Source organism: Arthrobacter sp. B055-34 (genome assembly GCF_059090425.1).
Map to the genome: position 1 here is coordinate 208,737 of NZ_JBNHFQ010000001.1, position 25,577 is coordinate 234,313.

At 66.7% G+C, this 25,577-nt stretch carries 13 protein-coding genes; 6 read left to right on the plus strand and 7 right to left on the minus strand.

Features of this window, described 5'->3' with window-relative positions; genetic code table 11:
- Positions 1-46: 46 nt before the first annotated feature.
- Positions 47-5,902 (minus strand): Ig-like domain-containing protein, encoded by a 5,856-nt coding sequence (locus tag AC5RWO_RS00930; RefSeq protein ID WP_498728669.1) that lies wholly within the window; start codon positions 5,900-5,902, stop codon positions 47-49.
- A 274-nt stretch (positions 5,903-6,176) separates the two neighbouring features.
- Here AC5RWO_RS00930 and AC5RWO_RS00935 point away from each other — a divergent pair, with 274 nt between their 5' ends.
- Positions 6,177-8,258, plus strand: coding sequence for an HNH endonuclease signature motif containing protein (locus AC5RWO_RS00935; protein ID WP_498728671.1), 2,082 nt, complete (start codon positions 6,177-6,179; stop codon positions 8,256-8,258).
- 139 nt (positions 8,259-8,397) lie between these two features.
- Here AC5RWO_RS00935 and AC5RWO_RS00940 read toward each other — a convergent pair whose 3' ends face one another.
- The 4 genes from AC5RWO_RS00940 to AC5RWO_RS00955 all read right to left on the minus strand — a co-directional run bounded on the left by AC5RWO_RS00940 (position 8,398) and on the right by AC5RWO_RS00955 (position 17,381).
- On the minus strand, positions 8,398-14,535 hold the full coding sequence (locus AC5RWO_RS00940; protein ID WP_498728672.1) for an Ig-like domain-containing protein: 6,138 nt from the start codon (positions 14,533-14,535) through the stop codon (positions 8,398-8,400).
- Positions 14,536-14,740: 205 nt separating this feature from the next.
- Positions 14,741-15,886, minus strand: a complete 1,146-nt coding sequence (locus AC5RWO_RS00945; protein WP_498728674.1) for an adenylate/guanylate cyclase domain-containing protein — start codon at positions 15,884-15,886, stop codon at positions 14,741-14,743.
- Positions 15,873-16,457: a PH domain-containing protein gene (locus tag AC5RWO_RS00950; RefSeq protein ID WP_498728675.1), complete on the minus strand. Its 585-nt coding sequence runs from the start codon at positions 16,455-16,457 to the stop codon at positions 15,873-15,875. The genes AC5RWO_RS00945 and AC5RWO_RS00950 overlap by 14 nt, the downstream gene beginning before the upstream one ends.
- Positions 16,458-16,493: 36 nt before the next feature.
- Positions 16,494-17,381, minus strand: a complete 888-nt coding sequence (locus tag AC5RWO_RS00955) for a biotin--[acetyl-CoA-carboxylase] ligase (protein WP_498728676.1) — start codon at positions 17,379-17,381, stop codon at positions 16,494-16,496.
- A 242-nt stretch (positions 17,382-17,623) separates the two neighbouring features.
- Here AC5RWO_RS00955 and AC5RWO_RS00960 point away from each other — a divergent pair, with 242 nt between their 5' ends.
- On the plus strand, positions 17,624-19,219 hold the full coding sequence (locus AC5RWO_RS00960) for an acyl-CoA carboxylase subunit beta (protein WP_498728678.1): 1,596 nt from the start codon (positions 17,624-17,626) through the stop codon (positions 19,217-19,219).
- Entirely contained in the window at positions 19,216-19,563 is a 348-nt protein-coding gene (locus AC5RWO_RS00965; protein ID WP_498728679.1) for an acyl-CoA carboxylase subunit epsilon, read from the plus strand. The genes AC5RWO_RS00960 and AC5RWO_RS00965 overlap by 4 nt, the downstream gene beginning before the upstream one ends.
- 135 nt (positions 19,564-19,698) lie before the next feature.
- Here AC5RWO_RS00965 and AC5RWO_RS00970 read toward each other — a convergent pair whose 3' ends face one another.
- Complete coding sequence (locus AC5RWO_RS00970) at positions 19,699-20,559, minus strand: SDR family oxidoreductase (protein ID WP_498728680.1); 861 nt, start codon at positions 20,557-20,559, stop codon at positions 19,699-19,701.
- 88 nt (positions 20,560-20,647) lie between these two features.
- On the opposite strand from AC5RWO_RS00970, the gene AC5RWO_RS00975 reads away from it, so the two are divergent.
- A complete protein-coding gene (locus AC5RWO_RS00975) occupies positions 20,648-21,115 on the plus strand; it encodes a MarR family winged helix-turn-helix transcriptional regulator (RefSeq protein ID WP_498728681.1) in 468 nt (155 codons plus the stop codon).
- Positions 21,116-21,140: 25 nt separating this feature from the next.
- Entirely contained in the window at positions 21,141-22,052 is a 912-nt protein-coding gene (locus AC5RWO_RS00980) for an SDR family oxidoreductase (RefSeq protein WP_498728683.1), read from the plus strand.
- A gap of 60 nt (positions 22,053-22,112) precedes the next feature.
- On the opposite strand, the gene AC5RWO_RS00985 is transcribed toward AC5RWO_RS00980, so the two are convergent.
- Positions 22,113-23,372: a serpin family protein gene (locus AC5RWO_RS00985; RefSeq protein ID WP_498728685.1), complete on the minus strand. Its 1,260-nt coding sequence runs from the start codon at positions 23,370-23,372 to the stop codon at positions 22,113-22,115.
- Between the two features lie 215 nt (positions 23,373-23,587).
- On the opposite strand from AC5RWO_RS00985, the gene AC5RWO_RS00990 reads away from it, so the two are divergent.
- Positions 23,588-25,372, plus strand: coding sequence for a DUF885 domain-containing protein (locus tag AC5RWO_RS00990; RefSeq protein ID WP_498728687.1), 1,785 nt, complete (start codon positions 23,588-23,590; stop codon positions 25,370-25,372).
- Positions 25,373-25,577 lie beyond the last annotated feature (205 nt).

Here is a 25,577-nt window from a genome sequence, read left to right on the forward strand (position 1 = left end):
TTAAACGGTGCCACGGGGAGAACTACCCATGGCAGCGCGGCGGTGGCTACCCGCCGGGCGCCGGACCGGTCCTGCCATGGACAATAACGCCATCCGAACAGACGTTGGTGACATCGCACACCCGGAATTCCAAGGTTGTGGAGTTATCCCAGCTGGTCTTGATCGTCTTGCTGCCTGCTCTCGGCGCAAGGTCTCCGGCGCGGTCCGGGTTCGGGTCATCCCAAGGGTAGGTGGTTGCGATGTGGCGCCATTCGATCCGGTCCGCGTCCTTCCCGTTGGCCACCGGAGTCTCCCAGGTGAACTTGACGTCCTGCGAGCCCTTCGGCGCATCGTGGCCCTGCACCCTGGGCGGCAGCGGTTTGCCGTAGGGCACCACGGAACCGGACGTGGCGCCGGCACCGCGCACGGCGGTGCCGCTGGCACTTGAGACGGCGCGAACCGTCACCGAAGTGGACACCCCGTTGGTAAAGCCCGCCAGCACCTCGGGCTGCCCGCTGCCGGAGAACGTGCCCGACTGCCCGGTCGACGCCGTCCAGCTGTAGCTGATCTCGCTGCGACGGGCACCGTTGAGCCCGGAATCTGCCACCGGAGTAAAGCTCGCCTGGACCTGCCCGCCGTCACCGGCCGTGTTGTGAGCCACCAGTTTGACCCCGGAAACAGCGCCCGGCGCGCCCGCTGCGCGCTTGGGCGGGGAGGTCGCGCTCGGCTCGCCCTGACCCACCTTGTTCAAGGCGGCAACGGCGAACGTATAGTCCTGGTCCGCATTGGCGACCGTCACTGTCTGGCTGGTGCCTGCTGTCTCCAGCTTCTGCTGCAGAGCACCGCCGCGGAACACGGAGAGCACATAGTGCTGGATCGGTGCGCCGTTGGAATCCGGCGCCCGCCAGGTGACTGTGAGCTGGGACTCGTTCCCGTAAGAAACAACGGCGGCCGACGGCGGCGCCGGCTGCCGCGGCAGACCCGCCGGGGTCTGGGGTGCGGACGGCTCGCTGAAGTCGGACGGCTCCGGCGCCTGGTTCACGGCCTGCACGGCCACTGTGTAGGCCTGCCCGTTCTGCAGGCCTTCCCAGACCAGGCTGGTCCCGGTCACCCCGGTCTTCGTGGGATTGCCCGTTGCCGGCGCCGGCGTGATGCGCACGTTGTAGCCTTCCACCGGCGAGCCGGAACTGGTGGCCGGCGCCCAGCTGACCGCCAGGCTGCCGTCACCGCTGACCAGTGCGGGCGGCTGGGGCTTGTCCGGCCGGGTGTCGGGACGCGCATCGGCCGACGACGGCGAAACCTCGGAGGTGCCGGCGTCGTTGGTTGCTTCCACGGTGAAGTTGTACACCACGTTGTTGGTGAGTCCGGTCAGCGTGCAGGTGGTGGCAGCGCATTCCTGCGCGAAGCCCGCGGCGCGGACGGTATAGCCGGTGATGGGCAGCCCGTTGTTGTTCGGCGGCGCCCAGCTGAGCACCACGGAGCTGTCCTCCACCGATTCCACCACCGGCTGGGCAGGGGTATCCGGCCTGCCGCGGACGGTGACCCGCAGCTGCCCGTCGACCTGCCGGTCCGCCTGGCCGGTCTTGTCGCCCACGGTGTAAGTCACCTGGAGCACACCGGTGAAATCGGCGCCCGGCGTAACACGGACGGCGTCCCCGGCGACCTCGGCCCGGCCCTCCCCCGTTGTCACACTCGCGCTGACCAGCCGCAGCGGGTCTGAGTCGAACGGGTTGGTGTCATTGGCGAGGACGTCCACAGTGACCGGCTCACCCTGAACCGCGTCGTCGCGGTTGTCCGGATTGGCCACGGCGAGCGGCCTCGTGGAGGATACGACATTCAGGAAAATCTGCGCCGTGGCCTGTTCGCCATCGGGATCGGTGACCGTTACCGCCAGAACCCCGGTTGAGCCGAGGGCGGCGTCATCCGTTGCCGCCGCTTCAAGCCTGCCGTCCGCGATCGAAGCGGTGAAGCCGGCCGGGACGGCGTCCGATAACGAGAAGTCCAGCCGGTCGACGTCGTCCTGGTTGGGGTCTTCGGCCAGCTCGCGCAGGTCCAGCGTCTGCATCTCCTCCCCCTGCGCAACGTTGAGCGCGCCGTTGCGCATGGCCGGCGGCTGGTTGCGGTTGGGATCGGCGAGGACATCGATCAGCACCGTCAGGGTGGACTTGAGCCCATCCGGATCATCCGGACCTGTCCCATCGGTGACCTCGAAGGTGACGGAACCGCGGCCGACGAAGTCCTGGTGCGCTGTATAGGTCAAGGTGGTGGGATCTGCCAGCAGCGGGCTGCCGTCCGTACCGATGGCACGCAACGAGTCCTCCTGCGTGATGACCGGCGTGCGGCCGGTGCGCACCCGGACAAGGTCGGCAACTTCCAGCGTCAGGCTTTGCCCGGCGGTGACTTCAAGCGGCGCCGTCTCTGCCAGCACCGGGAATTGGTCGCCCAGCCCTGGCACCCAGATCACGGCCGTGCCGCTGAGCGAATCCGCGTCCGTCACGGTGTAGGGAACCAGCTGCGGTGCCGCCGTGAGATTAACCCGCACTACGCCGTCGTTCATCACCGTGGCCGTGGCGCCGAACGCATCGACTTCCACATCCAGTGCGTCGGCCACGCCGTCCGGGTCCTCGTCATTCTCGAGTACCGGCACGTCGACGGCGGTCCGGCCCATGGCCTCCGCCGGTTCCACCCGGTCATCGCGGGCGATCGGCGACTGCAAGGGCGCGTCCGGATCGACCGTGACCGTGGCGGTTCCCAACGCCGTGCCGCCGCGGCCGTCTGCCACGCGGTAGCGGACGTTGTGCGCCCCGGCTTCCGCCGGCGTTTGCAGCCAGATGCGCTCCTGCCGGGCTTCAGCACCGAGCTGCGCGCCGTCGACGCCGTCCGGGGCCAGGGTGAGCCGGTCGCCGTCGGGATCTGTGTCGTTGGCCAGCACATCCAAAGCGGCCGCACGGCCCGGGCGCAATTCGAAGACGTCATCCACCGGCACGGGCGCGTGGTTGGTCTCGCCGGCGGGGGCAATGCCCACCCGCACCGTTGCGGTGTTGGTGGCACCCAACCGGTCCGTGACGGAGTAAGTAAAGGTGTCGGTTCCGCGGGCAACATCGGTGGCGACGTAGTCGATATAGTTGCTGCCCGGCAGCGCTGTGCCCTGGGTGGGCGCCTTGGTGATCCCGGTAAGGCTGACCGAATCCCCGTTCGGATCGATACCGTTCAGCGGCACCGGGATGCGCACCGTGCCGCCCGAAAGGACACGGGCCGTCAGGTGCCGCGGATTGGGCCGGTCATTTTTCTCCGCGTCCAGCGCCTCGATGTGGATCAGCACCTGGGCCGAGTCCCGCTGGCCCAGCGAGTCTTCCACTTCGTAAACCAGCGAGACGGTCCGGGCTTGCGCGCTGGCGATGAAGCGCAGCGAGTTCTCGGATACGAACAGCCGTCCGGCGGACTCGTCCACCGTCTCCACCAGTTCCGGCACGAGTTTGAGCCGGTCGCCGTTGGGATGGGTGTCGTTGGCCAGCACGTCAATGGTCACGATGTCGCCGACACGCACGCGGGCGGTGTCGCGATTAGCCTTCGGCGGCTCCGCCCGTTCAGGCGCAGGAACAGGAACGACGGCGATCTCCCCCACCGCACTTTGGCTGCCGTTGGAAATGGTGTAGCTCAGGGTGGTGGGTTCTGCGAGGCCCCGCAGGTCCTGGATACGGATGACCCCGTGCTCGAGCACGGCCACGGAGATCGCGTCGTTACCGGGCGCGGAGACGCCCTGGATGACCAGCACCCCGCCGCCGGGATCCGAATCGTTGGCCAGGGCGTCCGCGAGCACTTCCCCGTTGGCGGGCAGCAGTGCCGTATCCCGGGTGGCCACGGGTGCGCCCTCGCGGGCGCTGCCGAGGACGTCCACCCGGACCAGGCCGGTTGAACTCAGCGGACCGTTAGTCACGAGGTAGGTCGCGTAGTACCGCCCAACCGGGGCGGCTTTGAAAACGAAAGTATTGGAGGCGAAGTCCGGTTCGACTTCCCCTTGGCCCTCCACATCCACGCGGGCCAGCGAAAGCGTGCCGCCGCGCGGATCCAGATCATTCTCCAGCGGGCTGATACGCAGGTCCTGCCCTGCCACCACGGAGACGTGGTCCGCGTTGGCCACCGGAGCGAGCGAACCGGTGGGGCGGACGTCGATGGTCACCACGCCGTCGGTGGTGCTGCGCCCGTCCGAGACCGAAATCCGCACTTCCTTGCGGCCCGGTTCCTCGCCGGCGTCCTGGAATGTCAGCAGGCCGTCCCTGCGCACTGCCACCTGATTGTCACCGGGTGCCGAGCCCTCGTCCAGGTACAGATCATCGCCGTCCGGGTCCGTCCAGTCATTCAGCACGTTCTGGGTAATTGACTTGCCTTGTTCCAGCTGGATGACCGTCTTGCGCTTCTGCTGCGGGGCACCGTTTTCGTCGTCGCCGCGGATCCGCAGGGTGACGTCGGCATCGGCGGTACCGCCCCGGCCGTCGTCGGCCTGGTAACTGAAGGAGCGCGTGCCGGGCTCGGTATCCTCGGCGACTCTGATTTGCAGTCCGCCGCCGTTATAGATGCGCTGGACCTGGCCGATATCCGGCTGCTCACCGCGGACGGCGGAGGTCAGGACATCGCCGTCAGGATCCGAATCGTTGTCCAGCACCGGCAGCACGGTGGTCCGGCCCGGCCTAACGCCGAATTCATCGGCTACGGCCAAGGGCGGACGGTTAGCCTCGGTGCGGTCCGGCAGAGTGTTGTTGGTCGTAGTGTCCGCCGTCTCCTCTTCCTCGTCGGTCTCGTCCGGCGGCGGCAGCAGCTCTTCCCAGTTATCCACCAGCACCAGGTCATCCTTGACCAGCCAGACATTGCCGCTGACGGCATCGTTGAGGATGACGTTGTCCCGGTTGACGCGGAACACCGGCAACGAGGATTCGCCGAGTTCGGGCAGCTCCTGGTCAAGGTTGTGGGCCGGATCCTCACAGCTGCGCAGGTACTGCGCGTTCCCGATCCAGGCTGCATGGGTACAACCATCCAACTGGACCGGCGCGGCCGGCGTCCCGCCCTTGGCGGCGAGAACCGTGGGCTCATCCCCATCCAACGGGACTTTGACCAGGGCATCCGTGGTGGCGATCGCCGCGTAAGTACTGGCCCCACCGGACTGCTGGAGCTGCGCGCCCTGAAAAGCGGCCGCCTGTTCGCCCTGGAGAGTCGATGAATTACCCGCACCGACGTCAAGCTGCCGGCCGGCTCCGTTAAAGGCCAGTCCCCGTGCGGCGTCGAGGACCACCGCTTGGTCCCCCACGGCTGCCAGCTGCAGTTCATCCGCACCACGTAGCTGGGGAACTTCCGTGCTGTTCGTCCCGGTAGGCAGGTACTGTTCGTCCAGCTCCACCGTGGTCAGGATCCCGGACTCCGGCTCGGCTAACATGATGGTCTGATCCGGACCGGCAACCGCGGTGACTCCCGGGGAAGCGGTATGCACCGGCTCCAGTCCGTCCGGGGTAAACGTCGGCAGGGCTGCCGGGTCCATGGCCCAGACAAGTCCCTTCGCCGGATCGGTAACCACCAGCAGGTCATTGCTCAGGCTGGTATCGGCGCCATCGGGAATGGGGGTGCCGCCGACAAAGGCCATGGCGGCCGTATCCACCGTGCTCAGGCTGGACTGGTCAAAGTTTTCCAGCATGACGTCGCCCTCATGCTGAAGGATGTCGTACGAGGTGCTGTTGGCCAGGAAGCCGCCGTCGAGCGTACGGGATTGGTAATTGACATGGCCGACGAGGTTGGCACTCTGGTTCGTAACCCAGATCCCGCCGTCGTGCAGGTCAACGTCCGCTGTATCCGTGCCCGGGTGCAGGAAAATCCCGGCACCGATGACAGCCACCACAACGGAAAAGGCAGTAGCAGGGACAGCCCTATGACGCATTGAGGCAGGACGTTTCCTGCCAAACCCCTTGAACTTCACCGCGAGAGACCTTTGAGAGACTGATGTTTTGCCCGAGATCGGAACCCGCGGCCCCCTTGCCGCACCAAACAGTCTAGACCGGCTACTGGTTAAACGTAGGTTCGCGGATCTACCGTCCTTAAACATCCGAAGGAAAAGCACTCGAAAAAAGAAACTTCGCAAGAAATTTCTCCAATGCCGGTACTCGAGTGGATTATGCCTCTTGATTGTCAGAGGCAGGTGATGGACTCGAGTCATGGCAGCAGAAGAACTCTCACCGGATCCTGGATCCGCGGCCGACGGACACGCCTCCGGCGGGCGGCTTTCCATGCAGGAGGATGTTCCAGCCGTGGTGTGTGACGGCCGGCGGCCCCGGGATCGAGAACGTGAGGCCGTGGTCCGCCGCGAGGATGGCTGGAGCCATTGGCAGGGAACGCAGGAGAAGCTGCGGGAGAATGTTGCGTTTTGGATAAAGCGGCGCCGGGAAGAGGCACGCGAACGTTTCGCCGCCGGGTTGCCGCCGCGGAGCCCGGCGATGGCCAGGGACATGGACGAACTGCGCGCGAAGGCCAGGGCCATGGAGGAGCTGAGTGCCAAAGCCAGATACCCGGACCCGGCGCTGTCGGAGTACGGTCCGGATCCGCTGGCCGGACAGGACATCCCGCGGCCCACGGAAGAGCCTTTACTGTACGACGCCGAGGTGGGGTTCGATGACTTCGCTCCGTGGGACCGCGAACCCGAATGGGCGTGCCCGCCGCTGTTCGGGCCGGTACCGGTCTGCTGGGGACCTGCGGAGGAACTCGGCGATGTCCCTGCCGAACTGTTCACCGAAGATCACGAGGAGTATTACGCCCACCGCCTTAGCAGGATCGCCGCCGGCGGTCCTGACGAATGGTTCCGTCTCTTCGGAACCATCAACACATCAAGCACCGCCACCGCTGCCGGCGCTGTGGACGCCGCTACAGCCAGTGACGCCGCCAGTGATGCTTCGGCCTTGGCGGGGGTGGACGCGCTGGATTACCAAGCGGCGGTCGAGCATCTGGTAGCGGGCCGGCGACTGGTCGCTTGGGTTCAGGCCAGCATGGCGCGTCTGGCCACGCGCGTCGGCGACGCGGCGCTCGCCCAACTCCCGCCGCCGCGTACAGCGGCCGGCCCGGAGGTGACCGGCCCACTGCAGGATCTGGCTGATCAGTCCGCGGCCGAGGAACTCGCCTGCTTGTACCGGAAAACCGAACGGGAGGGCAGGCAAACCCTCGAGCAGGCGCGCGAGCTGTGTACACATTACCCGGGCACGCTGGCCGCTCTGACCGCGGGGGAAATGGACCTGGACCAAGCGACCGTCATCGTACGGCAGGGCGATACCCTGCCCGACGGACAGAAACCGGGATACGAACAGGCTCTGCTCGCCAAAGCCGGGAAGCAGACCACCGGGCAACTGCGCTATGCCGCGCAGAAAGAACGCGAATCCCGCGACCCGGACTCCCTGGCCAAACGTCATGCCCGGGCACTTAAGCGCCGCAACGTGTGTTTGGAACCGGATGACGACGGCATGGTCACCCTGCGCGCCCGAGTGTCCGCAGAGACCGGGCTGACCATCCTCAACCGGCTCACCGATGCTGCCCGCAATCTGCAGACCGAGGCAGAGACCCGCACCGTGGGTCAGCTGCGCGCCGATGTGTTCGCCGACTTGCTCCTGCATGCAGGCATGGACACCGGCCCTGCCGCCGGCATCCGCCCTGAAGTCGCCCTCACGGTGCCCGTTTTCACGCTTCTGGGACTGGAGGAAGAACCCGCCACGCTGGAAGGATATGGGCCGATCCCCGCGGACGTGGCAAGGCGGTTGTGCCAGGACGCGCCCTCGTTCCACCGGATCCTGACGCACCCGGAGACCGGGGCCGTGCTTTCCTACGGCAAAACCACCTACAAACCGCCAGCGGATCTGGCCCGCGCCGTCAGACACCGCGACCCTGTCTGTGCCGGACCAGGCTGCACCGCGCCCGCGAGAGACTGCGAGTTGGACCACACAATCGAGTACCACGGAAACGGCGGCCACGGGGAAACCGACTACATCAATCTCGGCCCGCTGTGTAAATCGCTGCACCGGCTCAAGTCCCACGCCGGTTGGAAAATAATTCAAACCGGTCCCGGCGAATTCACCACCACCACGCCCGGGAACCAGAAATACACCACCAGGCCAGGCGATTTCCGCGACACCAGTCCACCGGCATACCCCCATACGGTTTTGGATAATCTGCCCGATAACCACCGCCAACGGCTCCGCCCAAAACAAGCACCGCCGTGGGACGGCACCATCAAAAACGACCCACCTCCCTTCTGATCAGTCAGAAGAAGTTGAGGCGAGGACTGTCAACGAGCTATGAAGCTCGCTGCAAACGCGTTCGATCTCTTCTACCCGTTGTACGGAGGCATACCGGAGGGGCACTACTGCCCCTCCGGCTCAACTCTCAGTGATCGGGTTAGCACTTGCCCATGCCGGCCGGGGCACCGCCGTTGAGATGACGGCTTCCGTCTGCTTCACGCACATGGTCGCCGCGGATTAGCAGCCCGTTGTTGATCTCGCGGCTTCCGGATTGCTGGTAGTACCACCTGTTGCTGCCCGAGACGATGTAGCACGTAGCCGTGATCGAATCACCAGGGTAGCTCCAATGGTTCCCCTTGCAATCGCCGGGTCCGCCGTAGTTGTCGCCAAGGCTGTTGCGGTATTCCATGCAGGAACGTGTTTCCAATGTTGTGCCGTTTCCACCGACCGCGAGCTTCCAAGACGTCGGAGGCTTCGGCTTGGGCTTGCTGCCGCTGGTGGCAGAGGCCGAGGCCGTGGACCCGACATCGCCGCGCGAGTTTAGAGCCCGCACCTTGATCGTGTGATTCGAGTCATGGGCCACGTTAAGCGTGCGACTGCCGGAACGGACCGCGACGTTCTCCCAGCCCTTGCCGTCGATGTTGATCTGCAGCTTGTCCACGTCGTGGGTGGACGTGTTTGGCGGGCTCCAGCTGAGTGTGACCTGCGGATTGGTTGTCTCCCCGCTTTGGCCCTTGCCCGAGGCGGTGGGCTTGCCCGGCGCGCCGTACGGCTCGGCCGCACCGGATTTGGCGCTGGCGGGGCTGTTGTAGCTGGCGCCGTCGCTGTTGGCCACGGCCGTAACCTGGGCGGTGACGGCGGTGCCATTGGTGAAGCCGCCGACCTTCTGGCCGTTGGTGATGGCCATGGACCGGCCGTCGCTGAAGGTGGCCCGGTAGCTGACTTCGCCGGCGCGCGCGCCGTTTCGCTGGGCAGCGGTGAGTTCGTTGAAGGAGACTGTCACCGCCCGGCCGGCACCGCCGGTGTTGGCTTCCTTCAGTGACACCCCTGTGGGAGCCGCGGGGGCGCCCACGGCCCGGCGGGCGTTGGACTGCGGGCTGGCTTCGCCGTCGCCGGCTTTGTTCCGCGCAGTCACGGTGTAGGTGTAGTCGGTCTCCGAGTTCGGCGCGGATACGGTTTGCGAGGTCGCGTTGACCGGCGGGAACGTCCGCTGCAGGTCCCCGCCCTGGTACTCACGTACGGTGTAGTCGATGATTTCGCCGCCGTTGTTGCCCGGGGCGCCCCAGCTGACCTTCAGCTGGCTCTGCTCACCCACCGACTTCACCCGTTCGGTGCTCGGTGCCGCGGCGGCGGCCGGCGGTCCGGCCGGCACTTCCTTGGCGGAGTGGGGACTGAACTCGCTGGGCTCGGGCGCCTTGTTGTGCGCCTGGACCCGTACTTCATAGGCCTGACCGTTCTCCAGCCCTTCCCAGGTGTAGGCGGTACCGGTCAGGCCGGTCTTCTGCAGCTGGCCGCTCGGCGGGGCCGGCGAGATTTCCAGCGTGTAGCTCTCGATGGCGGAGCCCTCGTTGACCGGCGGTTCCCAGCTGATGTCCAGCGACTTGTCGCCGAACTTCAGCTGCGGGGCTGCGGGCGCTTCCGGCCGCACATCGGGGCGTGCGACGGCGGACTCCGCCGAGGCGTCCGACTCGCCGACGCTGTTCTCGGCGACCACGGTAAAGGTGTATTCGACGTCGTTGGTCAGACCGGTGAGCGTACAGGTGGTGGTCGGGCAGTCCTGGCTGAAGCCGCCCGTGCCCGTCACCCGGTAGTTGGTGATCGGATCGCCGTTGTCCGCGGGTGCTCCCCAGGACAGCACTACGGTCTGGTCGCGGACGGAATCCACCAGTGGCGTGGTTGGCGCCTCGGGCCTGCCCTTGACCACCAGCGAAATGTTGGCGCTGGCCTGCCGGGCACCTTCCTTGGTCTTGTCCTCCACGGTGTATTCGACGTTCATGGTCCCGGAGAAGTCCGCCCCGGGCGTGACCACAATGTTCTCGCCCTGCACCTGCGCGGTCCCGCCGTTGCCGGCTGTCGCCTTGACAATGTTCAGCGGCGTGTCCGGGAACGGATTGACGTCGTTTTCCAGTACCGGCACCGTGACCGGCTCGCCCTGCACCGCCTCCGGGATTTCGTCGTCGTTCGCCACCGGCAGCGGCCGGGTGGTCGCCGTCGCGGTCACGGTGACCCGGCTCATGACCTTGTCGGAGCGTCCGTCCGTCACGGAGACATTGACGACGCCGGTGGCGCCGGTCTCGATGTCGGCGTCGGCGGAGACGTTGAGGATGCCGCCGTCGAGGTTCACCGCGAAGCCTTCCGGCACGCCGCCCTCGAGCGCGAACTCAAGGTTCTCCAGGTCTTCGGGGTTAGGGTCGGTGACCAGCGGGGCGAGGTTGTAGGCCACGGCGTCTTCGCCCTTGGCCACGTCCACGTTGCCGGTGGTGAACTCCGGCGGGAAGTTGCGGTTCTCGTCCGGGATGACATTGGTCATGATGGTCAGCGTGGCTTTCAGGCCCTCGGGATCGTCGGGGCCGGAGCCGTCCGTCACTTCGAAGGTGATGGAGCCGCGGCCGGCGTAGTCGATGTCCGCCTGGTAGCTCAGCGTCTGCGGGTCCTGCACCCAGTCGTCATTGCTCGTGCCGATGGCGGAAACCTTGTCCACCACGGTGATGCGCGGGGTGCGGCTTTCGCGGACCTCCACCCGGTCCGCGAGGTCCAGGACCAGTTCCTGCCCGGCGGTGACGTCGACCGGTGTAGTGTCACGCAGCGTCGGGTACTGCTCGCCCAGCGCCGGCACCCAGATCACCGCGGTGGCCTGCAGGCCGTCGACGTCGCGCACGGTGTACGGAATCAGCTGCACGTTCTCGGTCAGTTCAACATTAACCTCGCCGCCCGCAGTGACGGACGCCGTCGGGTAGTCGCCGTTGAGCAGGATGTCCATGTCCTCGGCGACGCCGTCGGGATCCTCGTCGTTTTCCAGCACCGGAACGTCGACGGCGGTCTTGCCCTTGGTATCCGGAGGTTCCACCCGGTCGTCCCGCGCCACCGGCGCCAGCAGCGGCGCGTCCCGGCGCACTTCGGCCGTCACGGTGCCCATGGCGGAGCCGCCCCGGCCGTCGGCCACGGTGTAACGCACGTTGACCGTGCCCTCTTCCTCGGGCGTGGTGAACTGCACGCGGCCCTTGTTGGCGGCGGCATTCAGCGACGCAGGTTCGCCGGCGATATTGTCCGGGTCCAGCTGGATCGGGTCGCCGTCGGGGTCGGAATCATTCGCCAGCGCGTCCACGGCCACGGACTTGCCCGGCCGGATCACAATGCCGTCGTCCAGCGCGATCGGATTCTGGTTGGTCTCCTGCGCCGGGGCGATGCCCACCAGCACCGTCGCCGTGTTGGTGGCGCCGAGCCGGTCCTTGACCAGGTAGGTGAAGGTGTCTGTGCCGGCACCCTGTTCGCTGGCGGTGTAGTCGACGTAGTTGGGACCGGCGACGGCGGCGCCCTGCTGCGGCGCGCGGTCGATTCCCTGCAGGAACACGGAGTCCCCGTCCGGGTCGATCCCGTTGAGCGGGATGGGAATGCGCACCGTGGAGCCGGCGATCACGCGGGCCTCGAGGTTCTTCGGGGCCGGCTGGGAGTTGGACTCGTCGTCGCGCGGGATGATGTTGATCCGGATCTCCGCCGAATCCTTCTGCCCGGCCGAGTCCACCACCTCGTACACCGCGTACACGGTTTTGGCCGTGTCGCCGGCGATGAAGCGCACGGAGTTCTCCGCGGTGAAGATCTCCCCGTCGGCTTTGTCCACGGTCTCGGCCAGTGCCGGCACCAGGGTCAGTCCGTCATTGTTGGGATGGCTGTCGTTATGCAGCACGTCCACGGTCACCACATCGCCGGCGCGCACAGTGGCAGTGTCATTCTCGGCCTGCGGCGGCAGCAGCTTGTCCGGGCCCTGCACCGAAATGATGCTCACCTCGCCGGTGGCGGAGGCGAACCCGTTGGAGACCGTGTACTTGATGGTCGTCTGCTGGTTCAGGCCCTTCACATCGGTGACCCGCAGGATGTTGTGGTTGAGCACCTCCACGCTGACCTCGGAGGCGCCGGACTCCACGCCCTGGACCACCAGCACCCCGCCGGCCGGGTCATTGTCATTGGCCAGCACGTCCACCAGCACCTGGCCGTTCTGCGGCAGCAGCGCCACATCGCGCACCGCTACGGGCGCGCCGTCGCCTGCGGTAGCACCGACGTCCACCCGCACCAGTCCGGTGGAGCTGGCCGGGCCGTTGGTCACCAGGTACGTCAGGTAGTAGGCGCCCGGAGTTTCGGCGCTGAACTTGATGGTGTTCGCGTCGTAGTCCGGCACCGCGGTGGCATTGCCCACGGGTTCCACCTTGGCCAGGCGCAGCTGCCCGCCGTTGGGGTCCAGGTCGTTTTTCAGCGGCGAGATCTGGATTTCCTGGCCGACCGTGGTGAAGAAGTGGTCCGCGTTCGCCACCGGCGGCAGCGCCCCGGGCGGCCGCACGTCCACGATGACCGTGCCGCTGACCGTCTCGATCCCGTCCGAGACCTGGATCTTCACTTCCTTCTTGCCGTAGGTCTTGCCCACGTCCTGGAACGTCAGCAGCCCGTCCGGCCGGGTGCGCACCAGGTCACCGTCGGCGGTGTTTTCGGCGCTGACCAGGAACAGGTCGTCGCCGTCGGGGTCCATCCAGTCCGTGAGGATGTTCTGGCTGATTTCCCGGCCCTGTTCGAGCACAATGCTGGTCTTGCGCTTGGCCTGCGGCGGCTCGTTACTGCCCTCGGCCCGGACCGTGATGTTCACGGTGGCGGTGTCCGTGCCGCCGCGGCCGTCGTTGACCTCGTACTCGAAGCTGTGCCGGCCGGGCGACGCGCCGGCGTCGATGACAATCTGCAGGCCGGTCTTCTCGTAGATGCTCTGGACCGTGCCGACCGACGGCGGATTCCCGCTCAGCGCGGCGGTGAGCACGTCCCCGTCCGGATCCGAGTCATTGTCCAGGATTGTCAGCGTGGTGGTGCGCCCGGCGCGGACCCCGAAGTCATCGTCCTGCGCCACCGGCGGCCGGTTCTCCTCGGTCCGGTCCGGCAGCGTGTTGATCGGGTTCTCGTCCGCGGAGTCCTCGTCCTCTTCGTCGCTCTCCTGCTCCGGCGGAATCAGGTCACTCCAGTTATCCACCAGCTGCATGTTTTCGAGCACCAGCCAGACGTTGCCGGCGTTGACATCATTAAGTACGACGACGTCGCGGTTCACCCGGAACACCAGCGAGGCGTTGGAGCCGATGCCCTTGATCGGCTGGACGAGGTCGTCGGTCTCGTTGCCGCAGTCGCGGATGTAGTGGTTGGCGCCGGACCACGCGGCGTGCAGGCAGCCATTAAGCTGGACCGGCGCGGCGGGCGTGCCGGTGCCCTCGATGGGGGTGCGGGTGGCCTCGGAGCCGTCCAGCGGCTGCTTGATCAGGTCGGTCTCGGTGGCGATGGCGGCGAAGTCGCTGCCATCGCTGCTCTGCTGGAGCTTGGCCCCGTCCAGTCCGGGCAGTTCCACGCTGCGTCCGCCGGGCAGGAACACGGTTCCGGATTCGGCGTCGAGCACCACCACTTTGTCGCCAACGGCGGCGATCTGTGCGTCCCCCGTCTTGTCGAGGTGCTCCGCGGATTGCGTTTCGACCCGTTCGGGCACGCCTTCGTCGTTCACACGGTAGGTGTAGATTTCGTTGGCGTCCGGGTTGGCGACGAAGACCGTGTCATCCGGGGCAACCGTGGCCACGGATCCCTTGGCATCGGCGACCACGGGTTCGGCGGTTTCCTCGCTGAAGGAAGCCAGTTCGGCCGCCGGGCTGATGAAGACCTGGCCCTTGACCTTGTCCGTGATGGCAAGCAGGTCCTCGCCGAAACTGACGTCGGCGCTGCCGGGCAGCTGCTGCTCGGCCCCGCGGGACATCTCCGCTACATCGACCGGGCTCAGCATGGCCTGGTCCTGGTTTTCCATAAACACCGTGCCGGCGTTCTGCATCACGTCGAAGCCGGTGCTGTTGGCGAGGAATCCGCCGTCGAGCGTTTTGGAGGGGTAGTTGAGGTGGCCCACCATGTTGGCGCTGTTGTTGGTGACCCAGACGCCGCCGTCGTTCAGGTCGACGTCCGCCGTGGGGAAGCCTTCGTAGTAGAGGGCACCGCCGACCACCAGCGCGGTGGCAACCGAAAAAGTGGTGGTCGAAGCGACGGCTTTCCTGCGCCGGTTACGCCCAAACAATCTGCTGCCTTCGCAAAGTAGTTTCTTCCCCGTAATTGTCCAGCTATTTGTCCTGCGCGCAGGCGGCGGTGCCCGGGCGCGCCAAGGATCCTCATCTTCGGTTTTGTCCGTGTTTGACTATGGCAGGTTAACCGATTGAGGTAAACCTGCGCCGATGGGCACAACTACCCATCCGACGCGCGTGCCGCGCAGCCCGCTGGCGCTGTCAGTCCACGATCAGGCCGGTGCCCGTGCCGTGGGCCAGGGTCACCGGGTGGATCTCGCCGAAGCCGCGGATGGTGCGGACCTTCTGCGGCATCAGCACAAAGCGTTCGTCTCCGGCCAGCGTGGCCGCGGTGGTCGAATCCAGCAGCACTGTGCCCGGTTCCGCCAACGCGGTCAGCCGGGAGGCGAGGTTCACGGTGGGTCCGTAGATGTCCCCCAGCCGGGAGACGATGCCGCCCCAGACCATGCCCACCCGGGCGGAGGGCAGCAGCTCGTCCTCCGCCATCGTCTTGGCCAGGGCCAGAGAAATCTCCGCGCCGGCGTGCGGCGTGGATGCCAGGTAGAGCACTTCGTCGCCCACCGTCTTGACCAGCCGGCCGCCGCCCACGGAAATGATTTCGGCGCACTTGTTCTCGAACCGCTGCACCAGCTGGGCCAGCGTCTTCTCGTTCATCTGGCGGGACAGGCTGGTGTAGGAGACCAGGTCCGCAAACCCGACGGCGCGCAGCAGCGGCATCGAATCGTCGTCGTGCTCGCCGGCCGCCCCCAGGCCGGCCTCGGCCCGGACGGTCAGCCGCGCGACGGCCGCGTTGAGCTGGCGCCGGTACGAATACAGCAGCACCTTCTCCAGCGATTCGATCAGGTTGGGCAGTTCGGTGACGAGGCGTTTGCGGGCCTCGGAGTCGGTGATCCGCATCTGGTGGACCATTTCTTCCACCAGGGCCTCCACCTGCCAGACCACCATGCGGTCCGTCATCTGCCCAATGGAGCGGGTGATGGAGATGGCCGCTTCTTCGGTCAGCCGCTCGTCGCGGACCATGTCGATAATGGTGGTCAGCGCCTCCAGGTCAGCCTGCGTGAACGCCACGTCCTCGTCGCCGAGGTTGGCAAAACCCAGCGCGCGCCAGATCTTGCGCGCCGAGAGCAGGGACACCCCGGCCCCGGCAGCCACCTCGCGGCGGCGCATGGTCCGTTCGGAACCGAGCAGCCGCACCTCCAGGTCCCGGACCGCTTGCCGGTTCACCTTGTTCGGCTGCGGGTCCTCGCGCACATCCGCCTGGACCGCGCGGACCTCTTCCTTGGGCACGATCCTGGGCATGGACAGCGTCAGCGGCTCCGGTTCCCGTTGCTCGCTATTGCTGGTCATCGCCTTGCCAACCTTCCTCGCCGTATTCCATCTCCTGCAATCTTTCCATGTCTACGCCATCAAACATCGCAGTCCGCGGCAGATCCTCGATGGCCTTCACCACCAGTGAACGGAACCGGACCACCTCGGGCACGTCCGGCAGCACCGAAAAACGCCCGTAGCCCACGTCCGCCCGCAGCTGCCCGCTGCGCAGCATCCGCTGCAGCAGGCTCTGCTCGGTGGCCAGCCCGAAGATCGATGCCAGCAGCAGCTGGTGTTCGCGCCGCTTGCCCCAGCCCTGCCGGACAATCAGCCGCCGGTTGGTGAGCAGGTACCTGGTGCCCAACCAGCGCAGCAGCGGCAGCACCGACATTTTGCCCGCCAGCAGCACCGCCAGCAGCAGCCCGATCAGCAGCAGGGGCATGCGCCAGTCCGCCAGCCAGGCGGGCAGGTCTTCCCGGCTCAGCCAGCCGGCACCGAAACCGCCGGCGGCAAGCACCAGCAGGAACGCCACGGCAGGCCAGAACAGGCGCCGCGCCTGGGGACGGGTGATGACAATGACCCGCTCCCCCGGGTCCAGTTTCAGCCGCACCGCAGCTCCGGGACCGGGGTGGTTGATCGGGGCAAATCATGAACCTTCGTAGGGGCGCAGATGTACGACGTCGCCGGCGGACACTACATGTTCGGTGCCGTCCGCTTCACGCACCTTGAGCGCGCCGAAGCTGTCCAGCCCGAACGCCTCGCCGATGATCTCCCCGCCGTCCGGCAGCTCCGCACGCACCTGCTGGCCGAGCGTGACCATGACCTTCTGCAGCCGGGACAGCAGGCTGCTGCCGTCCTTCCACTGCGCCTTCGGGTCCCCGTTGACGTTGCAGAACTGGCGGTAGCGCTGGGCAAAAACCCGCAGGTAGGACATCAGCAGGATGGTGCGGTCCGTCGTCGCACCCTTTTCCAGCGCCACGGAGGTGGCCGTGGGAACGGGCAGATCTTCCTTGCCCAGGGTCACGTTCACGCCGCTGCCAATAACGACGGCGGGCGGGGTGCCGTCCGGGTAGCTCACCATCTGCGCGAGGATGCCCGAGATCTTCCGGCCGCTGACCAGCACGTCATTGGGCCACTTGACCTTGGCCTCCAGCTGCGCGTACTCGCCCAGCGCCTCTGCCAGGGACATGGCCGCCAGCAGCGAGAACCAGCCGTAGCTCTGCGTGGGCACGGGGTTCCCGGCGTGGTTGAACGGGCGCAGCAGCACGCTGACAATCACGGAGGAGCGCGGCGGGGCGGTCCACTGCCGGTCCAGCCGGCCGCGGCCCTGGGTCTGCTCTTCGGCCACCAGGACGCTCAGATCGGAGAAGCCCACTTTGTCTCCGCCGGCCTTGGTGGCCAGGTCGGAGTTCGTGGAGCCGGTAGACTCCACCAGTTCCAGCTTCCGGTAGGGTCCCAGCGGAGCACAGAGCGCATCGCTGAGTCCTTCGAAATCCAGCGCCGGTCGGTCAACGTCGGAGAAACTCTGGCTCATGAATCCATCCTACGCAGAGCGGCCCGTTTAGGCACCGGACGCGCGGGCGGCAAAATGTCTGCGCGCGAAATTGTAGGATTGCTACAGCTATTGACCCACCGGCACTTACTAGACTTGGTGAAACAGTGCCGCGGTCGGCAGACTTTTTGTACGAAACCTACTTAACGCCTTCCCGCGGGCACACTGAGACCGCCACCAGCATCGCCACCAGCAACGCCAAGCGCGCAGAATCCGGAGATTTCATGAGCCTCGAAACAGATCTTGATCTGTCGACCACTGCCGGCAAGATCGCGGAATTCCGCCGCCGCCAGGCCCAGGCCATGCAGCCCTCCGGCGCCGAAGCCGTCGAGAAGCAGCATGCGCGCGGCAAGCACACCGCCCGCGAGCGCATCGAACTGCTGGTGGACGAGGGTTCCTTTGTGGAGTTCGACGCGCTGGCCACGCACCGCTCCACCGCCTTCGGGATGGAGAAGAAGAAGCCGCTCGGCGACGGCGTGGTCAGCGGCTACGGCACGGTAGACGGCCGGCTGGTGGCGCTCTACAGCCAGGACTTCACCGTTTACGGCGGTTCGCTGAGCCAGGTCAACGGCGAAAAGATCGTCAAGGTGCAGGAGTTCGCGCTGCGCAACGGCTGCCCGGTTGTCGGGATTAACGACGGCGGCGGCGCCCGCATCCAGGAAGGCGTCGCCTCGCTGGCCATGTTCGCGGACATCTTCCGCAACAACGTGGCCGCTTCCGGCGTCGTTCCCCAGATCTCGCTGATCATGGGCCCGTGCGCCGGCGGTGCCGCATATTCCCCCGCACTGACGGACTTTGTGGTCATGGTGGACAAGACCTCGCACATGTTCATCACCGGCCCGGACGTCATCAAGACGGTCACCGGCGAGGAAGTGGACATGGAGACCCTCGGCGGCGCCCGGCAGCACAACGCCACCACTGGCACCGCCACCTACCTGGGCGCCGACGAAGCCGACGCCATCGAGTTCGTCCGGGAACTGCTGGACTTCCTGCCCTCGAACAACCTCACCGAAGCCCCGCTGCTGGACTTCGACGAGGTGCTCGAGACCACCGAGGCGGACCTTGAGCTGGACACGCTCATCCCGGACTCGGCTAACCAGCCGTACGACATGCGCACGGTCATCGAGCACGTAATGGACGACGGCCACTTCCTCGAGATGCAGTCCCTCTACGCGCCCAACGTCATCATCGGCTACGGCCGGGTGGAGGGGCACACTGTCGGCGTCGTCGCCAACCAGCCCATGCAGTTCGCCGGCACGCTGGACATCAACGCCTCGGAAAAGGCCGCCCGCTTTGTCCGGCACTGCGATGCGTTCAACATTCCCATCCTGACCCTGGTGGACGTCCCCGGCTTCCTGCCCGGCAAGGACCAGGAGTTCAACGGCATCATCCGCCGCGGCGCGAAGCTGCTCTACGCCTACGCTGAAGCCACCGTGCCCAAGCTGACCGTCATCACCCGCAAGGCCTACGGCGGCGCCTACATCGTCATGGGTTCGAAGAAGCTCGGCGCTGACCTGAACATCGCCTGGCCCACCGCCCAGATCGGCGTCATGGGTGCCCAGGGCGCGGTGAACATTCTCTACCGCCGGGACCTCGCCGCCGTGCAGGCCGAAGGCGGAGACGTTGAAGCCCGCCGCCAGGAGATCGTCACCCAGTACGAGGAAGAACTGCTCAATCCGTACCAGGCGGCCGAGCTCGGCTACCTGGACGCGGTGGTGGCGCCGTCCGACACTCGGCTGCAGATTGTCCGCGGCCTGCGCGCGCTGCGCGACAAGCGGGCCACCATGCCGCACAAGAAACACGGAAACATCCCGCTGTGACCACCGGCCACGCAAGGACACACATCCGTCCGGCGGGCACAGCCGCCGGCCATACCCGCTGGTCCAGCCCCGACCAGGCCGCCACGCGCTGGTCCGGAAATGAGGAACGCATGCACGCAGAAGCCGAGGCCCAGGCCGAGCAGGCCCCGTTGTTTACTGTTGCCAAGGGAAATCCCAGCGCCGAAGAACTCGCGGCGCTGACCGCCGTCGTTCTTGCGCTGCAGTCCTCCTCCACCGAGGACGAAACAGGCGGCAAACCGCGCCGCCGCGGCTCCCGCCGTCGTGAATTGCTGCGCCCGGTGGTTCAGCACGGCCCCGGTGCCTGGCGGCACACCTTCCGGTAAGGCCACAAAAAAGGAGACCGGCGCGGGCCGGCGCAGGAAGCTGCGCTAAGCCGACCGCCATAAGACAAAAAGGAGACCGCCAGCCCCCAACGCGCTGCCGGTCTCCAGTCTTTGTGCGGGACTTGGTCCTGTGGATCAGGCGGTGTGTACCGCCCGCACCGCTTCAGCCAGCGGCGTGCTGGGACGGCCGATCAGCTTCGCCAGATCCTCGCTTTCGGTGTCGAGGTCGCCTTCGGCCGTGTTGGCCTCAAGCGCGGTGAGGAAGCCTGCCATGCCCTCATCCAGGCCGGCGGCGAGCAGGCCCTGCTGGTACTCGTCCAGGGTGACGTTGCGGTAGCCGATGTTCCGGCCGGTCACCTCGGAGACGGCGGAGGCGAATTCGACCATGGTGAAGGGCGTGCCGCCGAGTTCGTAAACGGCGTTCTCGTGGCCCTCGCCGGTCAGTACAACAGCGGCTGCCTCGGCGAAGTCGGCCCGGGTGGCGGCGGCAATCCGGGCATCGCCGGCGGCGCCGATGACCGCGCCGGCCTGCAGGTACTGGCCCAGCTGCCCGGTGTAGTTCTCGATGTACCAGCCGTTGCGCAGCAGCGTAAACGGGATGCCGGATTCGCGGATCAGGGCCTCGGTGGCCTTGTGCTCCGGGGCCAGGGCCAGGTCGCTGGTATCCGCGCGCAGCACGCTGGTGTAAGCAATCCGCTTCACCCCGGCGGCCTTGGCAGCCTCCAGGACCTTGCCATGCTGCCGGATGCGCTGGCCGACCTCGCTGCCGGAGATAAACATGAGGGTGTCCACGCCTGCCAGTGCAGAAGCCAGGGTTTCGGGCTTGTCGTAGTCGCCCTCGCGGACCGTCACCCCGCGTTCCTGCAGGCCCGCGGCTTTCGCCGTATTGCGTACGACGGCGACAATTGCTGCCGCTTCGATCTCGCGTTCCAGCAGGGCATCGATGACGAGTGCGCCCAGTTCGCCTGTTGCTCCCGTTACTGCATACGTGGTCATGTTGCTCCTCGCGTTGATTACTTGCAACAGAAACTAATGTAGGTGGAATCATTTGAAGCGTCAAGTGAATTCCCGGTAGAGTTGTTCCATGACAGAGCCGAAGTGGTTGAATCCCGAGGAACGCCGAGCATGGCTGGCCGTTGCCTCGCTGATGTTCCGGCTTCCGGCCACGCTGGAGTCCCAGCTGCAGCGCGACGAGGACCTGACCGTCGCTGGCTACATGGTGCTGGCGATGCTTTCGGAATCCGCCACCCGCGAATGCCGGATGAGCAAACTGGCGGAGCTGACCAATACCTCGCAGTCCCGGCTTTCCCGGATTGTCGCCCGGCTGGAAAAGGACGGCTATGTCACCCGGGCCATGGACGCCAATGACCGCCGGGTGGTGCTGGCCCGCATCACCGAAGCCGGTGTGGCCAAAATAGCTGCCGCCGCGCCAGGCCATGTCGCCGCGGTCCGGGCCGCCGTCTTCGACCGCCTCGACGAAGAGCAAGTCCGCCAGCTGGCCGCGATCAGCAGGACGCTGCTCGGCGCCGACTTCCCGCATTTGCCGGAGTAACCTCCGCAGGACTAACGTCGGCCGCATGCAAGCATCGCTGGCAGGAAAGGTTGCGCTCGTCGCCGGAGGGACCAGGGGCGCGGGCCGGGGCATCGCCGTTCAGCTCGGTGCGGCCGGCGCCACCGTTTACGTCACCGGGCGGACCACCCGGGACCAGCCGTCCGAGATGAACCGTCCGGAAACCATCGAGGAGACCGCGCAACTGGTCGAGGAGGCCGGCGGCCACGGGATCGCGGTCAGAGTAGACCATCTCGTCCCTGACGAGGTGCGCGATCTGGTGGCCCGCATCGACGCCGAGCAGGGCGCCCTGCACATCCTCGTCAACGACATCTGGGGCGCCACCGTCATGGAGTGGGACAAATCCGTCTGGGAGTCCTCGCTGGATATTGGCCTGCACATGCTCCGGCTTGGCGTGGACACCCACGCCATCACCAGCCACTTCGCCCTGCCGCTGCTGATCCGGCAGCCGGGCGGACTGGCTATCGAAGTCACCGACGGTACGGACGAGTACAACGCGGAGAACTACCGCGCCTCGTTCTTCTACGATCTGGCCAAATCCGCGGTGAACCGGATGGCGTTCCTGCTGGCGCACGACCTAAAGCCGTACGGCGCCACGGCGCTCTCGCTGACCCCGGGCTGGCTGCGGTCCGAAGCGATGCTGGACGAATTCGGCGTGACCGAGGCGAACTGGCGCGATGCCACCGAGCGCATTCCGCACTTCGCCATTTCCGAGACCCCGGCCTACGTGGGCCGGGCCGTCGCGGCGCTTGCCCAGGATCCCGAGGTCTCCCGCTGGAACGGGAAGTCGCTCTCCAGCGGCGAGCTGGCCAAGGTCTACGGCTTCACGGACGTCGACGGCAGCCAGCCCGACGCCTGGCGGTACATGCGCGAGGTCCAGGATCCGGACAAACCAGCGGATACCACCGGCTACCGTTGAGCTGCCGTCACGCCCACGATTAACTACGGCGGATCGCCCACTTTCCCTCCGCCCCGCCGGTCAGCGCGGATCCATGACGGTGCCCAGGAAGAGCGGCAGCCCCGTGTCCGCGTGGATGATCTGGTAAAGGAACGGGCGGTTGAAGTCCAGCCTCACGTCCGGCTGCGGCGGGAGCGAGCCAGCCATAACATCCAGCTGCGTCACGGCAGCCGCCACCGTGCCCTTCTCTCCCACCGTGATGTTGGCCTGCTGCGTCGCGCCGCTGACCCGGGCCTCCGGCTGGATGGCGTGGAGGTCCGGCGCCTCGCCGAAAGTCTCCGCCAGGCCCAGGCCGCGCAGCACCGGGATCAGGTTCTGGGTGTACTCGTGCTCCCACTTCGGCAGCCCCAGCGACACCATCGCCGGATCCGCCGCAGCCATCGCCCGGTTCACTGCTGCCAGTCCTGCTTCATCCAGCACCGGCGAACCTTCGTCCGGCAGGACCAGACGCATCAGGAAGCCTTGGTTGTAGGGCAGGTCTATCCCCTGCCAGCCCTCGCTGCGGGCGTAGTCGGCGCGCAGCAGTTTCCCCATCAGCTCCGCCTGGACCACCTCCCCGTCCAGCAAGGTGAAGTCCTCGGTGTTGGTTGACGACGGCGAGAACGGATCCGCCCAAGCCGCCGCGAAGTACACCGCGTTCAGCAGGGTCAGCGTGTTGGCCTCGTCGTACCCGCCGGGCGCTTCCGTGATCCGGCCGCCGGTGTTGTGGTCCACCCAGGCGTCCAGCTTGTCCTTGGTGGCGGGATCCGCATAGTCCACCGGATAGACGCCCGAACCGTAGTGCTCCGCCAGCCGGGCCAGGTACTCCTCGCCGGTAGGCGTGCCCGCATCAACGAACACCCCGTTGGCCAGGTGCAGCAGCGGTGTGGCTGGAGGCTCGTCCTCGTCGACCGAGCCGGGATCGCCGTCGTGCTCCTGCCATGCCTTGAGCAGTGCGTTCATCGCCTCGTCCCGGTCCTCGGCAGGCAGGCCGAGCACCGCATCCATTTCCGCCGCCGTCGTGGTGCCGGCGCCGGTGCGCAGCATGGCGAGCGCGTAGAGCAGGCTCGCCGGGCTGGTGACCTGGTTCGACTCCGGCCTGCCGGCAAGCATGGCCGCGCCGAGTTTGAGCGTGGCGTCCTGCAGCGATGCCACGGCTTCCGGGTACTCCTGCAAGGCGACAGACTGCTGCTCCACCCCGTCCGCCGCCAGCAGTTCCGGCTCCGGCGCACTGCACCCGGCCAGCGTCAAAACCGGCACCAGCCCGAGCGCGGCGAGCACCGCCGTCGTTCTTCTGCGCACATCCCTGCACCGTCCTCTTGACATGCCGGCCGCGCCGCCGCGTCCGTCACGTTTACTGTTCCGGCCGCGCCGCTCCGCCGGCCGGCCCTGTACTTTCAACCTACGTTCACCCGCCGGCAAACAACAGACCCGCGCCGGGCACAATCCGGACACGGTAAGCCTGCGAAACCCACAGGCAGTGTCCGAGGGCAACCGATGGCAGGTAGGCTCGGCTTGTGACTAACCAGACATCTGAAACCACCCTGGATAACACGGCCGTGCGGAACCCCTCGGCGATCGACGCCGTGGCGGACTCTTTCACCGAGTCGCTGCTGGAGATGAATCCCTCGCTCGCAACGTCGCTGGGCATACCCGGCCACGAGACCGAATACCCGGATTACTCCCCCGCCGGTGCCGAGGCGCTGGCCGAATGCACCCGCGAGGCGCTGCGCCGGCTGGAGGATCTGGAGCCCACGGACGATGTGGACCGGGTGACCCTGGATGCGATGCGCGAGCGGCTGGGCCTGGAGCTGGAGATCCACGAGTCCGGCCTGGACCTGGCGGACCTGAACAACATCGCCTCGCCCTCGCAGGACATCCGCGCCATCTTCGACCTGATGCCCACGGCCACGGCCCAGGACTGGAACAACATCGCCGGCCGGATGGACAACGTGCCGGACGCCATCAGCGGCTACGCCAGCTCGCTCCGCGCAGCGAAGGAACTCGGGCTGGTGGCGGCCAAGCGCCAGATCCGTACCGTGATCGAGCAGGCCAGGGCGTACGCGGCGGAGGACGGCTTTTTCCATTCACTGGCCGCTTCCGCCCGGGTTGACGACGGCGACGCCCAGCAGAGCGGCGACGGGTCCATCGCGGCCAGTGATGACGACGGCGGGCTGCCCGAGGACCTGCGCAAGCGCTTGGCTGCCGGCGCCGAAGCCGCTTCCCGCGCCTACGCCTCGCTGGCTGCGTTCCTCGAAAACGAGCTGCTGCCGGAAGCGCCCGAAAAGGACGCCGTTGGCCGGGAACACTACTCACTGATGTCCCGCCGCTTCCTCGGCGCCACGATCGACCTGGAAGAGACCTACCAGTGGGGCGTCGAGGAACTGGACCGCATCATCGCCGAGCAGGAAGCCGTGGCCCAGCAGATCAAGCCCGGCGCTTCCATCGAAGAGGCGATGGCCGCGCTGGATGCGGACGAGTCCCGGCAACTGCGCGGCACGGACGCGCTGCAGGCCTGGATGCAGCAGCTCTCGGACCGTGCGGTGGCGGAACTGTCCGGGACGCACTTCGACATCTACGAACCGATGCGCCGGCTCGAATGCCGCATCGCGCCCACACAGGAAGGCGGCATCTACTACACCGGGCCGTCCGACGACTTCTCCCGCCCGGGCCGCATGTGGTGGTCCGTGCCCGAGGGCGAGGATTCGTTCACCACGTGGAAGGAAACGACCACCGTCTACCACGAGGGCGTGCCCGGCCACCACCTCCAAATTGCGACGGCGACCTACCGCCGCGAGCATCTGAACAACTGGCGCCGGAACATCTGCTGGGTGTCCGGCCACGGCGAAGGCTGGGCGCTCTACGCCGAGCGGCTGATGGAAGACCTGGGCTACCTGTCCGATCCGGGCGACAAGATGGGCATGCTGGACGCCCAGCGCATGCGCGCCGCCCGCGTGGTCTTCGACATCGGCGTCCACCTGGAACTAGAGGTGCCCGCGCGCTGGGGTTCGGGGACGTGGACGCCGGAGAAGGGCTACGAGTTCCTGAGGAAGAACATCGCCATCAGCGAGGGCCAACTCAAGTTCGAGTTCACCCGCTACCTGGGCTGGCCCGGACAAGCGCCCTCCTACAAGCTGGGCCAGCGGTTGTGGGAGCAGATCCGCGACGAGCGCCGCCGCAGCGAGGGCGCGTCCTTCGACATCAAACGGTTCCACAGCGAGGCCCTGAACCTGGGCTCGGTGGGACTGGATACCTTGCGCCGCGCACTGCTGGGCGACGGCACGGCCCCGTCCGAGGCCTAGGGCCGCATCGGTTTCAGCGAGATCGTCCTGCCGGGTACGGGCGACCTGTGCGAGGGACGATCTCGACGCTAAGGAACGATCTCGCTGTGCCCGCCGGCGATTTTCCTCACACGGGCGCCGGGAATAACTTCACAGAATCCACGCACCGGCGGGCCGTCACACCGAGGGTGACGGCCCGCCGTCGTACGTCGTTGTAATATTTCGC